The following is a 17,375-nucleotide window of genomic DNA, read 5'->3' as shown; positions in this document are numbered from 1 at the left end:
ATCAGCCCCAGATGAGGATGCGCTTGTTGTTGAGGTCGACCTGCATCTGACCGTCGCCGCTCTGGAGCACACCCGCGGTCATGGTGCCGACGTTGGCGGTGATGGCGGAGAGCTGCGTCACCGACATCTTGTCGGCGCTGACCGAGCTGGCCCAGAGGCCGCCGCCGTTGACGCCGGTCCCGTTGAGGATGGGGTTGCCGGCGGCATCCCACATCGCGAGGCCCCAGCCGCCACTGTTGCCGATCAAGTCGCCGATGTAGCCCACCGCCACGCGCAGCGTGCCGTTGTTGTCGCGCGAGAACATGCGACCCCAGCCGCCCTCTGGGCGAGACTGCAACACGAAGAAGTCGGAGCCCACCCGGATATCCGCGGACGTCATCATGCCGGTGCCGATCCGGTCGGCGGTGAGCGCTCCGACGCCGATGTGGCTGGCCGTGATCTGGTTCGCCGCGATGTGGTTGGCCTGGATCGCGTTGGCGGCGATCTGGTTCGCCGTGATCGTGCCGGTGTTGATCCGGGTGCCGTCGATGATCGTGCCGCCATAGAGCGGGTTCAGGCCGGCATACCCGTCGTAAGAACACATCAGGATGGTGTTCTTGTCGGAGAAGATGTCGGGCCAGTTGTTGACCCCGGCGTTGAGCTGGCCGGGGACGAATTTGTTCCACCAGACGTAGGTGAAGGCGCCGCCCGTGCTGATGCTGCCGGCCGTGACTTGGCTCGACACGTTGTTGCCGCTGTCATCGATCCACAGGACGTAGCCCGCGGTCCACGACAGGACGCGGGTGTCCTTGTTGACCGAGAAGTCGAGGCCCACCGTGCGGACGCCGCGCAGCCCGACCGTCAGCGCGTTAACCCGGATCGAGTTGGCCTCGATCGCGCCGCCGTTGATCTTGGTTGTGTCCGAGCCCATCCAGCTCGTCAGCGACTGCCCGCCGCCGACCTGGATCTTGTCGGCGTAGATCGAGTTCGACTGGATGTGCGCGCCCGTGAGGGTCAAGCCCGCGATCTTGTCGCCCGTGATGGTGCCCCCGAAGATCTTGTCGGCGGTGATGGTGCCGGCGGTGATCTTGTTGGCGTTCATGGTGCCGGTGGCGATGGTGTCGCCCCAGATCACGGTCGCCGAGCCCGGCGCCCAGTCCGAGTAGGTGGACTGGTTCGGCTGCGCCTGCCCGAAGTAGAGGCCGCTCCAGAAGGTGTAGGGGCCGTCCTCGCCCGTGAACTCCATCCGCAGGGTGACGGAGGCGAGGCAGGCGGCGGCCGGCGCCGTCGCGAAGCAGCCGATGCGGGTCCAGTCCTTCAGGCCGCCCGACGACATCACGCGGTCGTTGACGCTCGTCAGGGAGGTCGCGATCACCGTCCCGGCGCCGTCGAACCACGTCACGTACATATACGCCCTCGAGCGGTGGGCGCTCACGTAGCCGGTCAGCTCGTAGCGCTTGCCGCCGACGACGGGCATGCGGCTGTCCCAGGTGCCGACCTGGGTGGGGACGCTCACAGCGACGTCCCAGAGGGAGCCGGCCGGCGGGGTGCCGACGCAACTCACCTGGAGCGACTGCATGCCGATCGGCTGCCACGTGCCGCTGGACTGGTTGATGCCGATGTAGGGGGCGCGGCTGCCGAGGTCCCCGATGTTGGTGAAGTGGCTGCCGATGCCGGGGACGGTCTTGCCGGCGGTGAAGTTGTCGCCGACCACGCCCGCCCGGAAGTCGGTGTTGTAGAGCAGGTTGGTCGAGTTGAGCCCCACCCCGATCTTGTCGGCCGAGATGGCGCCGCCCGCGATCTGGTCCGCCTTGATCGCCCCGGTCGAGATCGACCCGGCCGTGAGCCAATCCGCCGTAATCATCGCGGCCGTGAGCGTGCCCGCGGTGATGCGGTTGGCATGGAGCGAGTTCGTGACGATCGAGCCGCCGTCGATCTTCGTGACCGCCGGCGGCACGTAGGGCGAGCACTCCGTCTGGTTCTGGTTCGCGCCGGCATACATGGTGCCGGTGATGAAGATGTAGGGGTCGGGCAGCACGATGTTGATGCCGCGGTAGAGCACGTGGCAGGAGGCCGCGTTCCCCGGCGCCTGCCCGATCCAGGTGAAGCGCGGGAAGTCGCGGATCGTCCCGCCCGTGTGGGCCCCCTGCGGGATCGTCTGTCCGCTGGAATAGGCGAGGAGGTTGCCGGCGCCGTCGAACCAGCCGATGTAGCACTGGATGTCGCAGCGATGGGCGTTCACATAGGCCGAGAACTCGTACCACGCCCCGCCCTGGACGGCGTATCGCTGCGAGGCGCCGGTCGCCGGGTCCACCGTCTGGTGGACGAGGTCGAACCATTGGCCCGCCGGGCCGCTGGCATCGGACGGATGGCAGCCGATGCCGGTCATGCCCGAGGGCATCCAGGCGCTGTCCACGTAGATGGAGAGGGCCGCACCCCAGCTTGAGCCGCCGGACCGCCAGCCGCGGGTGCTCTGGGTGCCCTCCGAGTTGTAGGCGAAGTTGCCGGTCGAGATGGCGAGCTTGTAGCCGGTGACGGAGCCGGCCGCGAGGTTGCCCGCCGTGATGGTGGTGGCGTCGATTTCCGTGCCGGTGATCTTCTGGGCGGCGATCAGCCCGGCCCGAACGTTGGCGACGTTCAGCTCGGTCGCGGTAATGGTGCCGGTGGCGATCTGCCCGGCCGTGATGGACTTCGCGATGATCTTGTCGGCGGCGATCGAGCCGGTCCGGATCGAGGCGCCGTTGATGGTGGTGAGCCCGGCCGGCGAGAAGGGCGAGACCTCGGTCTGCCCCGCCACCGCGACCGCCAGCATCACGCCGGAGATGAAGCAGTAGGGAACGTCCTGGCCCGGATACCACGTCACGCCGTAGCGGACGTAGGGCCGGCAATAGACCGCGCCGGCCGGGGCGACGACGATCAGCTTCGAGCGGCCGAACTGCTCCCAATCCGCCATCGGGCTGTAAATGCTGCCCTGCCAGTTGACGATCTGGCTGCCCCAGGTCTCGCCGATGTAGGCTTGATTGGCGTCATACCAGACCAGCCCGACATAGGCGGTGCAGCGGTGCGTCGAGAGATAGGCCGAGACCTCGTAGGTGGTGCCGGCGCGCACCGAGAAGGGGTAGAGAGTGCCGTCCGTCTCGACCCGGCTCAACCAGACCTGCCCGATCGAGCCCTGGTTGGTCGGAACCGCGGTGGCGGCGATCTTCATGGCCCGCATACCGGCGGGGCAGTAGATGTAGTCGACGCCGCTCTGGAGCATGGTGGCGCCGGCAATCTGGGAGGTGTCGATGCTCCAGGCGGCCGGATTGCCCGCGACGTTCAGGTTGCCCATGTCGCCGTTGATGGCGAGGTTCAGGCTGGCAACCGCGAGCTTCGAGGTCGTGACCGAGTTTGAGGCCAGCTCCGCTGCGGTGATGGTTCCGCCGTAGATCTGCGCCGCCGTGATCGACTTACTGACGATGCGGTCAGCATTGATCGAACCGGTGACGATCCGATCGCCATCGATGATCGTGGAGCCGTAATGGACGTCGAGGCCAGCGTAGGTGTTGTCGAAGGTGACGAGGCAGATCCACGACTTGTCGCCCGCCTGCTCCCGGTTGAGAGCCCAGTTGAGATCGGTCGACACATACAGGTTGGAGGCGCCAACCTGCCAGTTGATCGAATACCATGCCCCGCGAGCATTGAAGCTGCTGCCCGCAATGCTGGCCGAGGTCGGGTTTCCGTTATCATCGATATAGTAGATGATGCCGGAGTCCCAGGTGATGACGCCGGTCTTGCCGTCGATGCGCCAGTTGAACCCGACCGTGTTGATCGGCCGGGCCGAGACGAGCAGGTTCTTGGTCTGGATCGTGTTGGCGGCGAGCTTGTCGCCCGTGATCTCCCCGCCCTTGATCTTGGCCGCCGTGATGGCGTTGGTATCGATCTGGTCCGCCTTGATCGAGAGGGTGCGGATGTTGCCGCCCTCGATCAGGGTGACGCCCGCGTCGGAATACGGGCTCGGCTCGGTCTGCCCGGCGGTGGCCTGGGCGAACATCAGCCCGCCGGCCATGCAGTAGGGCTGGGAGCCGAAGTTATACCAGCGGACCCGGATGTCCGCGAACACGGCGTTGGCCGGGGCAGTGGCGATCACCCAGGAGCGGGCGAGCCGGTTCCAGTCCGCCAGCGAGGAGCCGGCGCCGAGCTGCGTCGCGACGATGGCGGTGCCGCCGACTTCCGTGATGTAGTTGCTGTTGGCATCCCACCAGATGATCGAGACGTAGGCCGTGCAGCGGTGGGCCGAGATGTAGGCCGAGAACTCGTAGGTCGCGCCGCCCGCGACCCTGATGAGCTGCCCGGTCCCGGTGCTGTCGGGGTTGCGGTAGACGATCTCGGAGACGCCGCTGGTCGGCTTGTTGCTGTCGTCGTAGTGGGCCGAGAGGACCCGCATGCCGGCCGGCGCATAGTCGGTGCGGACGCCTTCCGTGATCGGAGTGACGCCCGAGCCACCGGCCAAGCACTGCCAGCCGGAGGTGCCCTGCTGGAGACCGCCGTTCGCGGCGAGGTTCAGTGAGGCGACGGCGAGGTTCGAGGCCAGCACCGCGCCGGCCGCAAGCTTGCCGGCCTTGATCTCCCCGGCCTTGATCGCGCCCGCCGTGACGCTGTCGACCCCCAGCTCGCGCGCCGAGATGTCGCCCGCAACGATCGAGCTGGCCTTGAGCGTGTTGGTGATGACCGTGCCGCCATCGATCACCGTCACACCGGACGGCACATAGGGGCTCGGCTCCGTCTGCCCGGCCCGACCCGCCGCCAGCATCGGCATCGAGGCGAAGACGTAGACGTCGGTCCCCGGGCTCGCCGTCGTGTCCATCCGCACGATCGGCAGCATTGAGGCGGCGCCGGCCGGCGCCACCGCAATCACGCTGGCGCGCGGAAAAGCCTTCGGGTCGGGCGCCGAGACTTCCGTGAGCCCCTGGTCGCCGGACGCACTGTTCGAGGGCAGAGAGGCGCTGGCTACGCTGGAGATCCAGTTCCCGGCGGCGTCGTAGAAGGCGAGGTGAACGGCGCCCGCGCAGCGGTGCGTCGAGAGGTAGGCCGACCACTCGTAGGTCTGCCCCGCCAGCACCGGGTAGCGCTGGCTCGTCCCATTCGGCAGCGGCTGCTGGAAGTAGACGTCGACAACCGCGTTCGCCGGCTGGGCGCCGCTGGCATGGATCATCAGCGCATTGGAGCGGTTGATCGTCCACGCCGAGGCGGGATTGATCGTGACCGAGAGCCCCACGACCCCGCCGGACTGGCCCGAGGTCAGGCCCTGCATCCCGAGGCCCTGGCCGAACTCCGAGCCAAACAGGATGTTCTGGGAGGCCACCGCGAGCCGGGAGGTGGTGACGGCGCCCGCCGCGATCTTGGCCGTCGAGACCGCGCCCGCGTTGAGCTGGGGCGTGTCGACCGCGTTGTCCGCGATGTTGGTCTTGGTGATCTGGGTCGTGAGCTTCGCAGCCGCGAGCCCGGCGATCTGGTCCGAGGAGATCTGGGCGTTGGCGGCGAGCTGCGCCCCCGTCAGGCCCGAGATGTTGGCTACCACGGCGGCCGGCAGGGAGCCGGAGAGCTTGGCGGCCGAGAGATCGTTGATCTGGGCGTCGGTGAGCGTGCCGGTGATGTCGGCCGCCGGGACCGTCGAGACGAACCGCCCCTGCGCCGCGTCGTAGCGGTAGAGCTTCTTGTCGGTCGACAGGAAGACCACGCGCCCGTCGAAGTTGCCGGTGGTCGGCAGGGTGGCGAAATTCTCGACGGCAGCGAGCCCGGTCGCGAACTTGGTGGCGTCGATGGCACCCTGGGCGATCTGCTCCTTGGCGATGGTGCCGGCGATCTTCGCCGCCGAGAGCTGGGCGATTTGGTCGTCCGTGATCTGTCCGGTGAGCTGCGAAGCGTCGAGGTTCTCGATCTGGTCGGCGACGATCTGCCCGACCAGCTTCGAGGCGCTGATGCCCGCAAGCTGGTCATCCGACAGGGTGCCGGCGATCTTGGTGGCTGCGAGAGACTGGATCTGCTCGGAGGTGAGGGTGCCCGTGATGTCGCCCGCCTGCACCGCGGCCGTCCAGGCCCCGTTGACCAACCGGTAGAGCTTGCCGTCCGTGGTGAGCAGGACGGTCTTCGGGCCGGTGTAGCCGGCCACCACCGGCAGCACCGAGACGATGCCGACCGGCTCGATGCCGTTCGCGAACTTGGTCGCGTCGATGATGCCCTGCTGGAGCTGCGCCGCCAGAAGGGCCGCGGTGGTGGCGGTGCCCGGCCCGACGAAGTCGCCGGGCGTGCCAGAGCTATTGACCGGCCGCACCCAGTATTTCCGGGTCTGCACCGTCGCCAGGGTGGTGTCGGTGAAGAAGCTGAGAGGCGCCGGCACCTTGGTGCCGAGCACCCGGTCAGAGCCGTCGTCAAGCGTCCCGAACCACAGCTCCGTGTAGGCGAAGTCGGGGTCGGACGGGTTGGTCCAGCGCAGGTTGGCGGTCTCGAAGGCCGCCGTGACCGTGAAGTTGGTGATCGCGCCGGGCTTGGCCGTGTTCTTGGCCGCGATGATCGAGGCCATCGCCGACCAGCCGGACGGCTTCACCCCGCTGTTGTTCACCGAGCGGACGCGGGCCGTGTAAAGGACGCCCGGCTTGAGGTTGCGCCAGGTGATCAAGGGCTGGTCCGCGTTGGTGCGGTTCTGGACCCACGAGGGGGTCGTGATCCCGTCGCCCTCGGTCAGCTCGAATTCGTAGATCCCGAGGTTGCTGCTGCCGACCGGGTTCCAGATGGCCGTGATCGCGGCCGTCGCCACGCCGGTCGCCGAGACTTCCAGAGCCGTCGTCAGGTTGAGCCCGGTCGGGATGTCGGGCGCCTGGACGTCGATGATGAGGTCGTTCGTGCGGACCGCCACCTCGCCCGAGATGTTCAGCTCGGCCGGGTTCTTGCCGAAGTCATCGTAGAGCGCGACCCGGACGTAGTACCATGTGTCCGGATCAGCCGTGAAGAACTGGAGAGTATTCGGCCCGTCGTAGACCGGCGCCGTCGTCAGCGGGTTGAAGCCGGACGTCCTGCTGACCCAGATGAGGGCGCCCCGGAGATCCGGGTCCCCCGGCGGGGTGTACTGGACCGCGATGCTCTCCGTCGTCCAGGTGGCGCTGGGGACGACCACGCCGGGCGGCGGGTTCGAGACGACCAGCACTGCCGGCTGGCTCTCGCGGCCGATCGCGTCGCGCGCCGCCACCGAGACCCGGAAGCGCCGCCGCGGGCCGCCCTCGTTGAGGTTCTCCTCGTAGTCGTAGGTCGCCTGCGCGGCCGTGATGATCTCGGTGTGGAGGAGCGCGTTGGTGTCCGCGTCGAACACCCGGAAGGCGTAGCCGACCTCGTAGGGCCTCACGTCCGCCGGCCAGGTCAGGCCCCACTCCAGGGTGCAGCTCCGCCCGGTGAAGACGCTGCCGCCGCCCTTGACCTGCAGGCCGGTGACGGTCGGCCCGGCAAGCCCTTCCCAGCCCTGGACCGTGTAGGTGGTCTGGACGGCGTCCGAGAGGCGGCCGTTCAACCCCTCGGCCTGGACGATGAAGGTCCACTCGCCGGTCGCCGCGTCGAGGAACTCCACCGAGGTGGAGCTGGTCTTGGGCAGGGTCACCAGCGAGCCGTTCGGCTTGATGGCCGTGACGTAGTAGGCAACCGAGTTGAAGGGCTGGCCGGCCGTCCAGCTGAGGAGAAGGCTCTGCCGCGGCAGGTTGTTCTCGAAGTAGGTGCTCTCCCTCACCGTGAGGTTCGTCGGGGCGAGAACGACGTTCGGGAACTCGCTGATGTTCAGCGGCTCGAAGGCCGCGCCGTCGTCCACCGCCGCATAGATCGAGGGCTCGTGCTGGAGCGCCTGGATCTCGTAGATGTGCGGCTCGACCTCCTTGATGCCGACGATCCGGAACAGCTGCGGCACCACCTCGCCGGCGATCTGCCACACCGCCGCGGCATCCGGCACGGCCGGCAGCGCGGGCGAGACGCTGACCTCGGTGAGGTCGACGCCGGCTAGCGTCTTGATCTGCCGCTCCGCCACGCTGCCGTCCGGCAGGGTGACGGAGATCTCGTAGGGCACGCCGCTCTTCAGGGTGACCGGCCGATCGAGGAGGAGGGTCGAGGCCGTCGAGCCGGCCTTGAGGCGCCCGCCGGCGTCGATGTTGCTGATCTGCGGGTCGGCGATGGCGATGATGTCGCCGGGGCGCCGCACGGCATGGTCGAGGCCCGCCCGGTAGGTGGCGGTCTGCGTCGCATAGTTCTCGACCAGGAGGCGCCACAGGCCCTCGCGATGCGCCTGCCCACGCGAGGTGCAGCCGAGCAGGTCGATCTTGGTCGGGTTGTAGCCGTAGCGGGCAATGCCCTCGCCGTGCTCAACGACCTCGATCTGCGGCTTGAACAGATTGTCCGGGTCGGTCCAGCTGACCAGCGCCACGGTGTGGCGGGCCTTGCGCCCCGAGGAGCTGTAGGTGATCAGCCCGTCGATGACGTTGGCGGGCGTGACCAGCTGGCGGACGTCGTCCGGGCGGTCCTGAGTGGCCGTGACCGCGCCCGAGGACCAGTAGGCCATGCCGCGCCAGATGGCGCTGATCTGCTGGAGCAGGTCGAAGGCATCCTGCTGGGTGCTGATCTGGGCATTGAAGCGGAAGCGCGGCTCCTGGCCGCCCTTGCCGTCCGAGACCAGCACGTCGCAGTAGCGGCCGATCTCGTAGAGCGTCCACTTGTCGATGCTCTCGACGCTGATGAACTCGCCCAGGCCGTAGCGGTCGTTCCACAGCACGTCGAAGAAGACCCAAGCCGGATTGTCCGACCACTCCTCCTTGAACGTCCCGTCCCAGATGCCGGAGTAGGTGCGCGCGACCGGATCGTAGTTCGACGGCACCTTGATGAGCAGGCCGTCCACCAGGTAGGTCCGGGCCGGCACCGAGGAGCCGAAGTTGCTCGCGTCGGCGGTCAGGCCGACCAGGGCCGAATGCGGATAGCTGAACTTGGCGTCCTGGATCGCGGTGAGCGAGGAGAAGATCAGGTCGCTCTGGCTGGTCCACTTGTCCTGGCTGGTGTTGAAGCCGTCGGTGTCGTCGGTCAGGCGCGTGACGCGCACCTGCCAGGGCGGGCTCGACCCGGCCGGGTTGCGCGGCAGGGCGACCTCGTAGGACACGAAGTAGGGCGAGGTGTTCTTGCCGGTGATGGTGAGGTCGCCGAGTTGGTTCACCCACGGTCCGCCCGAGTAGCGAGCCTCGATCCGGAAGCTGACGCTGTTCTGGCGGACCGAGCCGTCGTTCTTGGCCAGGAACAGGGCCGGCAGCTCGATGATGACGCGGGCCCGGTCCGCCTCGCCGTCGCTGATCGCGGCGGTGACCGGCGTCGCCTTGCTGACCTTGACCCCGACCTCCCGCGGCGTCTCCACGTCCGGGAAGCCCGGCATGTAGGACTGATCCGGCGTGCCGGTGCGGAAGTCGGCGCTCAGGCCCTTGAAGTTGAACGAGCCGTCCGCGTTCTGGACCGGGACGTCGTTGAGGTAGACGCCCTTCAGGCCACCGACGACGCCCGTGATCTCGCCCTCGCCGAGCAGGTCCACCAGGCGGACCGTCGCGTTCGAGAACAGGGTGTCGGGCGCGTTCGAGCCCGAGCCGCCGGTCTTGCCGCGGCCGGAAGAGGACTTCCTGCCCCGGATGGGGGCGTCCTGACGCGCGTCGTCGTCCACAGCGGCGGCCGGATCGCGTTCGAAGCTGTCCATGATGTCCCTACGCGGTCGGCAGGCCGGTGCTGTTGGCCGTGGTCACGCCAGCAGAGATCGTGATCGGGTTCACCATGGCGCGCCCGTAGATGAGAGGAACGGGAATGCCCTGCTCCGAGACGTTATCGGCGCCCTGGAACATGTAGGACTTCTTCTGCTTCTCGGTCTTCTTCTTGGGGCTGAGGAGGGAGGACACGCCCTGGAGGGCAACCATGGCGCCCATGCTGATCAGCCACGCCGGGCCGCCCATCCACCAGGTGGCGACCGCGATCAGCGTGCCGACGATGATCTTGCCGACCGACAGGCCGGACTTGCGGGCCCGGATCACCGGCACGATGTGCAGGTCGCCCTCGGGCAGCCCGAAGGTGATGAGATCCTTGTCGAGGTGGAGCGCCCTCTTCGAGCGGGTGCTCTTCCCGCACACGACCCGGAACTTGCCTTCCTCGATCGCTTGGCGGAAGCCCGGCAGCTGAGCGCCGAGCGCGCGGCAGGCCTCGGCAAGGCTCCTCACCTCGAGGCGGAAGCTGGGGCCGAACTTCTCGGCCAGCGAGCCGTAGAGGCGGACGGTCCGCATCATGCCGGAGGCCTCCAGTCGTCGGGCAGATCCGTGTGGCGCACCAGGAAGTCGAGCTTGCTCCGCCAGACCGCGGCGGGGTCCCGACCGGAGAGCTGGTGCGCGAGGTGGTGCAGGATGAGGCCGCCCCCGATGTAGATGCCGCCGTGGTTCAGCACGGGGGAGCGGACGCGGCACAGGAAGCAGTCGCCGGGCAGCGGGCCCTCGGGGCCGCGCTCGACGCGCCGGAAGCCCGCCCGCTCGAAGCCGTCGCGATACAGGTCGAGTCGGGGCTGGCCTTCCCGCGGCTGCCACCAGTCCGGGTCACGCACGAAGTCGGGGATCTTGATCCCGGCCACCTCGCGGTGCCAATCGCGGCCGAGCGAATAGCAGTCGTTGACCCCGTGCCGGAACCGGCGGCCGAGCAGCGGCGGGCGCGGCACCTGATCGCCGAACCAGAACGGATCGGCGCAGCCGGTCGAGAGGCACAGCGAGATGCCCCACGGCACCGCCGTGGCCATCTGCGCCTCCATGTCGGCGCCCGAGGGGCAGTCCGGCGGCGGGATGACCTTGCCGGTCGCCGGATCCTCGACCGAGCAGTGCGAGTGCAGCACCGCGAGGTAGCGCTGCCCGCTCACCGCCTCGACCTCGGCCGGATCGGTCTCGAACTCCGTCAGCGGGTCATCGGCGATGTTGCGCAGCGGCGCGTAGGCGCCGTCCGCGCGGATCAGGCCGCCGGCCTCGCGCGGCCATTCCGCGTGCGCGTGGCGCTTGTGCGCGTCCACCGCGGCGCTCCAGCGGGTGGTGAGGCCGTCGTCAAACGCGAACGCGAGCGACACCGGGAAAGCCTCCGAAGGGCAGCTGCACGTCGGCGCCGAAGCGGACCTTGCAGCAGGTGGTGACGTGCCGGCTGGGCTCATCCTTGTCGGGCGTGGTGGGATTGCCGAACCGGTCGTAGGCCTGAGCGCCCGTGTAGGGGCACTGCACGTGGGAATAGTCCCAGTCCCCCTTCTCAGCGTCCCAGCGCCGGTACCGCCACAGGCAGATGTCGCGGACGATCAGCCGGGCGGGCAGCTCGCGGCCCTCCTGATCCATGTCGGCCGCGAGGTTCCAGACGATCTGGTGCTTCGAGTGCTCGACCTTCTGCTCGAAGCGGTAGATGTCCTGCGCGTAGGCCGCCTCGGGATCGGGTGTCTCACCGCCGTCCAGGAACTGCGCGTAGGTGCGCGTGCGGATGAGCCGGGCGCCGATCAGGTCCTGGTAGAGCAGGGTCGCCGACGACATCAGCCGGGTGGCGTTCGAGACGCTGATCTTGGGCTGGGGCATCTGCCCGTGGCCGGTCATCTCGAAGCCTTCGGCCTTCACGTCGAGCGGCGTGTAGGTCACGCCCCGGAACGTCAGCGGGCCGCGCGCCCGGTCCGCCTCGGACGTGAACGCGAACTGCTGGTTCACGCGGATCGGGCTGAGGTCGATGATGAACAGCGCGACGAGATCGCCCGGCGTGAGGCTCTGGCCCGCGCGGATGAGAGCGGTATTCGGCGAGGTCACGGGTCGAAGTTCTCCTTGAACGTCGCCGTCAGCGTGCTGTGCAGCGGGTTCGCGTAGTCCGTGGTCCAAGTGTCGCAGATGAACTGCCGCGGAGCGTCCTCGAAGGGGACGAGGAACATGAAGGGCAGGTAGCCCTTCCGGCTGATCAGGAAGTCTTCAAGCTGCCTGAGCTTGTCGGACCGGAGCGGGACCGATCGATAATTGAAGTCCCGCGTCAGCGGATTGATGCCGTCGCCGGTCCGCTGCGAGTATCGGTCCCCGAAGGTCGCAGTGAGCACCGCGACCTTCGCCGGCTTGGACGAGCCGGTGGTGACCGGCCCGTAGGGTTGGATCCCGAGCGTCGGGAACGAGGGAAAGGCCAAGGCCTATGCCGTCCCGAGCGGCATGGGCGTGGGCGACTGCATGGGGACAGTCACCATCAGCACGGTGTAGGGCTCCAGCGGGTAGAGCGCCTCGCGGCCGTACTCCTTCTCCATCGCATCGAACAGCGCCGCGTCCGGGGCGAAGTAGCCCGGCGTCGCCGCGGCGGCCGGCGCGGCGAACACGTTCTGCCCGACGAAGCGCTGGCAGAGATTGAAGAAGCGGCCGACCTCGGTGGAGACGATCACGCCCTGCACGGAGGTGCCGTCCTTACCCTGGATCTGGACGGGACCGCGCATCGCGAAGGCATCAAACCCGCGGCGGAACACCGCCACGGGCGTGCCGCGCTGGACCGCGGTCGCGTTGAGGTCGAGCTGTAGGGTCTGATCTGCCATCGATCTGCTCCTGGCCTGTCAGGCGGTTAGTGCTGCCCCAGAGGGGTCATGAAGCGGCGGGCGCTGTCGCTGAGCTGCTCGACCCGCTCGGGCGCGAGGGTGACGCTGCGCAGGGCGCCCTTCTCGACCTGGACCGGGCTGTTGGTGAGCTGGATCCAGAACATCAGGGCGATCTCGATCACGTCGCCCGTGGTGATGCCGGCGCCCGGCTTGAAGACGCAGGGCGGGTTGTTCTCGACCGTGGGCATCGGCACGTCGCCGGAGGCCTGCGCGGCGGCCTCGGGTGCCGGCGGAGGCACAGGCGGCACTTGGGCGTCCTCGGCCTTGCGGTCGATCGGGGGCTTCTTCACGGGCTGCTCCTAGGGTGTGCTGCCGGCCCATTCCCGGGGCCGCGACGGGACGGGGCCGTCAGGCGCCGAAGCTGAGGGCACCGATCAGGCGGTCCTGACCGGTGCAGAGGGGGGCGAGCGGCGTCTCGAAGGCGCGGGGGTCGGAGATCTTGCTGATACTGATGCTGCCGGGCTGGATCTTGTCGGCGGTGATCGAACCGGCGCGGAACATGTCGCCGTCGAAGTACAGATCCCAAGGCTCGCCGGGCGGCGCGAGCATGCCCGTCCAAGACGGGTCCACGACCTCCTTCGCGGAGGCCAGGGCGGCGGGTGCGGCCACGGGTGCGAGCCCGAGCATCGCCAGCAGCGAGCGGCGGTTCATGAGGGGGTCCTGTGTGAGTGGATGCAGGAGTGGACCGGGGAGCTTGCGTCGCTCACCCGGCCCTTTCACCATCGGCGGGGCCACCCAACCCGATGGAGAGCCCAGTGTCGGAGGAGAAGAAGCCCGAAGTCCCGAGACCAACGCCGGTCACACGCTGGCCGCCGGACGTTCAGAAGGCGCTCTTCGAACTGGTTGCCTTCGCGCACAATCATGGGGCGCGAAGTCTTATGTTCAACCTGGACAATCTAACTCACGACGGGCAGCCGCTCGGCTCCTTCGAGATCGAGATCACGCGGACCGACTAGCTCGCCCGGCGGGCGCCCGCGGCGTGCAGCGTCCCGCCCGGCCGCATCTCGCGCTGCGCCATCGCCAGCCACATGCGCTCGTATTCGGCCCGCATCGCCTTGGCGTTGGCCGCGGCCGCGCGCTGGTCGGCCTCCGGGTCGCCGGTCGCTTGGCTCGTGATGTTGGCGATGAAGGTCGGGCCGGCTGCGGGTTGGTTGGCGTTCGTAGGCGCGGTGGCGGGCATGGTCGGAAAGGTCCTGGGGCCGACATAGCCGCCGTCGGCATAGCCCCGGAGGCCGGCCCGCATCGCTTCCAGGGTGCTGACGCCGATCCGCGACACTGATGCGGCATCGAACACGTATTCGCCGCGGTGGACGATGCCAGCAGGTTCGTACCTCCCGCCCGGGCCCGTGTAGCCGCCCGTGGCGAAGCCGAGAGCCTTGCCGATCCCGCTGAAGAAGTCGCCGAGACCACCCCCGCCGGCGACCGACTTGCCACCAGCATCGAAGATCGAGTTGATGAACGTATCGATGCCCTTGTTCATCAGCTTGTCGACGATGCGGGTGATGACGTTCTGGAGCGCCTCCGCCGCGGTGACGCCGCGGCGAATGTCGGACGCGAAGCTGGAAAAGGCGTCCTTGGCGAGATCCTTCGTCTCCGTCAGCCGGTCATTGAGGCGCATCGCTTCCGCCTCGGCCGAATCCAGGCCGAGCCCCGTGCCGCGCAGACGCGAGGCGATGCGCTGCTCGCCATCGGTCCGGCCGATCTGGGCGCGCTCGAACAGCAGGTCGCGGCCGAGCTTGCTGGTCTCCAGCGCGGCCGTCTGCTTCGCGTAAGCATCGGCGACGTCGAGGATGGCCTGCCGCTCGTTGCGAGCCGTGTCGGTCAGCTTCGTGCTGTCGGCCGCGAGGAGCTCCTGCGCCGTGTTGAACTGCCGGCCGACCTCGGTGCCGCGCTCGATCGCGTCGTTCAGCAGCTCCTGCACCTTCTGCCGGTGGGCCTCCGTCTCGGTGGCCTGCTCCTGCAGCGTGACCTGCGAGCGCAGTACGTCGGCTGCCCGCTGGGTGGCGCGGATGTTCGGAGCGTTCTGGTTGATGGTGCGGTCGGCCCAGTCGAGCAGCTGGCCCACCGAGCGGCCGGGGATGACGGTCGGATTGGCGGCGATGGCCTTGCGGCCGAAATAGGCCGCGGCAGGCTCGGTCGGATCGGCGTTCAACAGCCGGATGGCGCGGTCGGCGCCGGCGAACCATGCGAGGTACTGGTTCCGGTTGGTGGTCGGAAGGTTGGCGCGCTCCAGGGCGCGCCGGTTTTCTTCGGCATAGACCCGGATCAGCGCGATGCTGTCCTCGCGATCCGTGCGGCGAGCCAGGATTTGATCCCGATCCATGCCCGCCGCGCGCTCGGGGAAGGTCTTGCGGAACAGCCGCTCCCAGGTCTCGTCGATGAACTGGCCGAGCCCGGTGGCGCTCGAGCGCGGGTTCTTGGCGAAGCGGTTTCCGCCGCTCTCGGCGTTGATCATCGCCGCGATGAAGTCCTGGCTGACTGCTGTCCGCTTGGCGGCTTCCTCGGCCTCCTTTCTGATCCGGTCCGTCTCGACGCGGGCGGTCTCGATCAGGGTCTCGCGTTCATCGATGTTGCGCAGGCGCGCATCGCGCTCCCGCTCTAGACTCTGCAGCTCGCGGGCATCGAGGTTGTCGTTCGCGGCGCGGGCGGAGAACTGCTGAAGCACCTCCTCACGGGTCGGCAGCTGGTCGAGCCCCTTATCCCGGAGATCCTTCCGGAGCGCCTGGTCACGCTCGGCGAGGGCCCGGTCGACTGGGTTGAGCCCGACGTTCCGGCTGGCGTCCTGGGCTGCCCGCAGCGCCGACGCCGCGCTGGCGCTGCCGTACCGCTCGATGTCCTCCCGCGCCGACCGCGCAAGGTTCTGCAGCCGCTCGAAGGCCGCCTGAACCTGTCCGAGCTGCTGCGGGTCGAGCCCGAACCTGACCGGATCCGAGATCGCCTTGCGCAACAGCTCCACACGATTGCGCAACTGGTCCGTCTCGCGCGCGGCCGGATTGAGCTGGCCCACGAGGCTCATCACGTCGCGGTTGTTCTGCGCCGCCTGAGCTTGGGTCCGCTGCTGCTGCTGGCGGGCCCGCTCGGCCTGCAGGCGTGCGATCTGCTGGCGCAGCTCCCCAGCCTCGGCCTCCACCTTGTAGTCGAGCAGGCCTCCGAAGGTGTACGCGCCGCCGCGCGCGCTCTCCACGCCCTTCAGCCGCGCCTCGAGCAGCTCGAGCTGCCGGTCGAGGGTCGCGCCGCCAAAGGCATCCGACACCTTCTGGCCCAGGGAGTCCCAGACGTTCGACGCCACGCGCCCGAAGGCGCTGGTGGCGTCGCCCAGCTGCGAGGTGAGATCCGCCGCGCGCGACAGGCTGGCGGCGTAGGCCTCGAACAGCACGCGCTGCGCGCCGAGGCGGTCGCCCTGCTCCGCAAGGTTGCGGACGGTCTCCTCGGTGCGGGCGTTCAGGAAGCCCAGCTTCTCGTTGAGGGTCTGAGCCCCTTTGGCCGGATCGGCAAAGGCCTGCGCCAGCTCCTGCGTGGCGTCCGGGACCTCCTGGCCGGTGGTCGCCGCGAAGTCCTTCGCAGACCGCCCGAGGGCCACGAACATCTCGACCCCGATCCGCCCCGTGGCGGCGAGGGTCGCCGCGATGCTGCGCGCCTCGCGCACGGACACCTCACCCGAGGCGGCGATGGCGACGGCCGCGGCGTTCACCTGCTGCGCACTCGCGCCCGAGGCCCGGCCGGTGCCGGCCAGCAGGCGGTCCACCTCGCGCATCCGGTTCTGGTAGGAGAGCAGCGCCGCACCCCCGGCGATGATCGCGACCGTGGCGACACCGACCGCGCCCCCGAGCAGCCCGATCCGGGCGGCCAGCCCTGTCGCCGCCTCGCCGGCCTGCGTCAGGGCGCCCTTCACACTCGCCCCACCCGGTCCGGCGAAGGTCTGCGCGATCTGCGGGGCCTGCTGAAGCGCAATCAGGGCAGGGCTCATGCCGGAGGCGGCCGACGAGACGATATCGCCGCCCTGGAACATCAGGTTGCGGATCTCGTCCGACCGCAGGCGGCGCAGGGCATTCTCATTCGCAGCCGGCGGCGTCACCCCGAGAGAGCCCAGCCGCCGGGAGGCCTGCGCATTCGCCTCGGCGCGGGCGCGGTCGGCTTCGATCTGGGTCAGGGTGGCGCGGCCAGAGGCGCCGAGATCGCGCCAGCCATCGCTGACGGCCCGAACGCGGGCGTGTGCCGCTTCGGCGGCCCGGGCCTGCTCCTCGAACACCGCGGCGGAGGCGCGCGCGGAGCCAACCTGGGGCGTGCTGACGCCGAGCAGCGCATTCACGCTCGCCTGAGCGCGCGCCTGCGCCTCCGCCTGCCGAGCGGCCTCGGCCAGACGCTGGTACCGAGCGGCCTGGCGGTCAGCGGCAGCGCCCGCAGCGTCGGCCGCGGCGGTGACGCCCTGGAACGCCTGCTGGCCGGCCCGGCCGGCCTCATCGAAGGCCCGCCGAACCTCGGCGCCGCCCTCGACGGCGAGGCGGATCGCGACGCTATTCGCCATCGCCGCCCTCCTTCCGGTAGGCTTTCACGATCAGCGGCTCGACCCGAGGCAGCAGGTCGGCAAGCAGCGGCGAGGTGGCACCCATGGCATCGGCCATCAGCAGGATCGCCCCGAAGTCGAGAGCGTAGACGCCGCCGAAGCCCACGCGCACCTGCCCGCCGCAGCGCTGGATCACCGACCAGGCCACGATGCCCTCATCGGTTTCCGGGGCGTGCA

Annotated in this window: 11 protein-coding genes; 1 reads left to right on the top strand and 10 read right to left on the bottom strand. The window is 68.9% G+C overall.

Features of this window, described 5'->3' with window-relative positions; genetic code table 11:
- Window position 1: 1 nt before the first annotated feature.
- The 8 genes from gpJ to MNOD_RS18315 are packed head-to-tail and all read right to left on the bottom strand — an operon-like array spanning window position 2 to window position 13,285.
- A complete protein-coding gene (gene gpJ / locus MNOD_RS49185; RefSeq protein WP_015930436.1) occupies window positions 2-9,718 on the bottom strand; it encodes a TipJ family phage tail tip protein in 9,717 nt (3,238 codons plus the stop codon).
- Window positions 9,719-9,725: 7 nt separating this feature from the next.
- Window positions 9,726-10,295: a tail assembly protein gene (locus tag MNOD_RS18345; protein WP_015930435.1), complete on the bottom strand. Its 570-nt coding sequence runs from the start codon at window positions 10,293-10,295 to the stop codon at window positions 9,726-9,728.
- Window positions 10,292-11,110, bottom strand: coding sequence for an NlpC/P60 family protein (locus MNOD_RS18340; RefSeq protein ID WP_015930434.1), 819 nt, complete (start codon window positions 11,108-11,110; stop codon window positions 10,292-10,294). Before MNOD_RS18340 ends, MNOD_RS18345 begins: the two co-directional genes overlap by 4 nt.
- Window positions 11,088-11,819: a phage minor tail protein L gene (locus MNOD_RS18335; protein ID WP_015930433.1), complete on the bottom strand. Its 732-nt coding sequence runs from the start codon at window positions 11,817-11,819 to the stop codon at window positions 11,088-11,090. Before MNOD_RS18335 ends, MNOD_RS18340 begins: the two co-directional genes overlap by 23 nt.
- Entirely contained in the window at window positions 11,816-12,181 is a 366-nt protein-coding gene (locus MNOD_RS18330) for a phage tail protein (RefSeq protein WP_015930432.1), read from the bottom strand. The genes MNOD_RS18335 and MNOD_RS18330 overlap by 4 nt, the downstream gene beginning before the upstream one ends.
- A gap of 3 nt (window positions 12,182-12,184) precedes the next feature.
- A complete protein-coding gene (locus MNOD_RS18325; protein WP_015930431.1) occupies window positions 12,185-12,574 on the bottom strand; it encodes a hypothetical protein in 390 nt (129 codons plus the stop codon).
- Window positions 12,575-12,600: 26 nt separating this feature from the next.
- Window positions 12,601-12,924, bottom strand: a complete 324-nt coding sequence (locus MNOD_RS18320) for a hypothetical protein (protein ID WP_015930430.1) — start codon at window positions 12,922-12,924, stop codon at window positions 12,601-12,603.
- A gap of 58 nt (window positions 12,925-12,982) precedes the next feature.
- Complete coding sequence (locus MNOD_RS18315; RefSeq protein ID WP_015930429.1) at window positions 12,983-13,285, bottom strand: hypothetical protein; 303 nt, start codon at window positions 13,283-13,285, stop codon at window positions 12,983-12,985.
- 104 nt (window positions 13,286-13,389) lie between these two features.
- Between MNOD_RS18315 and MNOD_RS18310 the strand changes: the two genes are divergently transcribed.
- The gene (locus MNOD_RS18310) at window positions 13,390-13,590 is read left to right on the top strand and encodes a hypothetical protein (protein WP_015930428.1); all 201 of its coding nucleotides are present in this window, start codon (window positions 13,390-13,392) and stop codon (window positions 13,588-13,590) included.
- Here MNOD_RS18310 and MNOD_RS18305 read toward each other — a convergent pair.
- Together MNOD_RS18305 and MNOD_RS18300 are read right to left on the bottom strand one after the other, a co-directional pair.
- Window positions 13,587-17,159 carry a phage tail length tape measure family protein gene (locus MNOD_RS18305; protein ID WP_015930427.1) on the bottom strand — a complete coding sequence of 1,191 codons (3,573 nt, stop codon included), beginning with the start codon at window positions 17,157-17,159 and terminating at the stop codon, window positions 13,587-13,589. The two genes, MNOD_RS18310 and MNOD_RS18305, sit on opposite strands and share 4 nt — an antisense overlap.
- On the bottom strand, window positions 17,149-17,346 hold the full coding sequence (locus MNOD_RS18300) for a DUF7697 family protein (RefSeq protein ID WP_198157521.1): 198 nt from the start codon (window positions 17,344-17,346) through the stop codon (window positions 17,149-17,151). The genes MNOD_RS18305 and MNOD_RS18300 overlap by 11 nt, the downstream gene beginning before the upstream one ends.
- Window positions 17,347-17,375: the final 29 nt, after the last annotated feature.

This window comes from Methylobacterium nodulans ORS 2060, from assembly GCF_000022085.1.
In the GTDB taxonomy this organism is placed as follows: domain Bacteria; phylum Pseudomonadota; class Alphaproteobacteria; order Rhizobiales; family Beijerinckiaceae; genus Methylobacterium; species Methylobacterium nodulans.
This window is presented reverse-complemented; position numbering and strand designations above follow the sequence as displayed.

What these genes read in the sequence shown, in the direction of transcription:
- MNOD_RS18305 (WP_015930427.1), bottom strand. Translation starts at nt 17,159, where the DNA reads ATGGCGAATAGCGTCGCGATCCGCCTCGCCGTCGAGGGCGGCGCCGAG.
- MNOD_RS18325 (WP_015930431.1), bottom strand. Translation starts at nt 12,574, where the DNA reads ATGGCAGATCAGACCCTACAGCTCGACCTCAACGCGACCGCGGTCCAG.
- MNOD_RS18315 (WP_015930429.1), bottom strand. Translation starts at nt 13,285, where the DNA reads ATGAACCGCCGCTCGCTGCTGGCGATGCTCGGGCTCGCACCCGTGGCC.
- MNOD_RS18345 (WP_015930435.1), bottom strand. Translation starts at nt 10,295, where the DNA reads ATGATGCGGACCGTCCGCCTCTACGGCTCGCTGGCCGAGAAGTTCGGC.
- gpJ (WP_015930436.1), bottom strand. Translation starts at nt 9,718, where the DNA reads ATGGACAGCTTCGAACGCGATCCGGCCGCCGCTGTGGACGACGACGCG.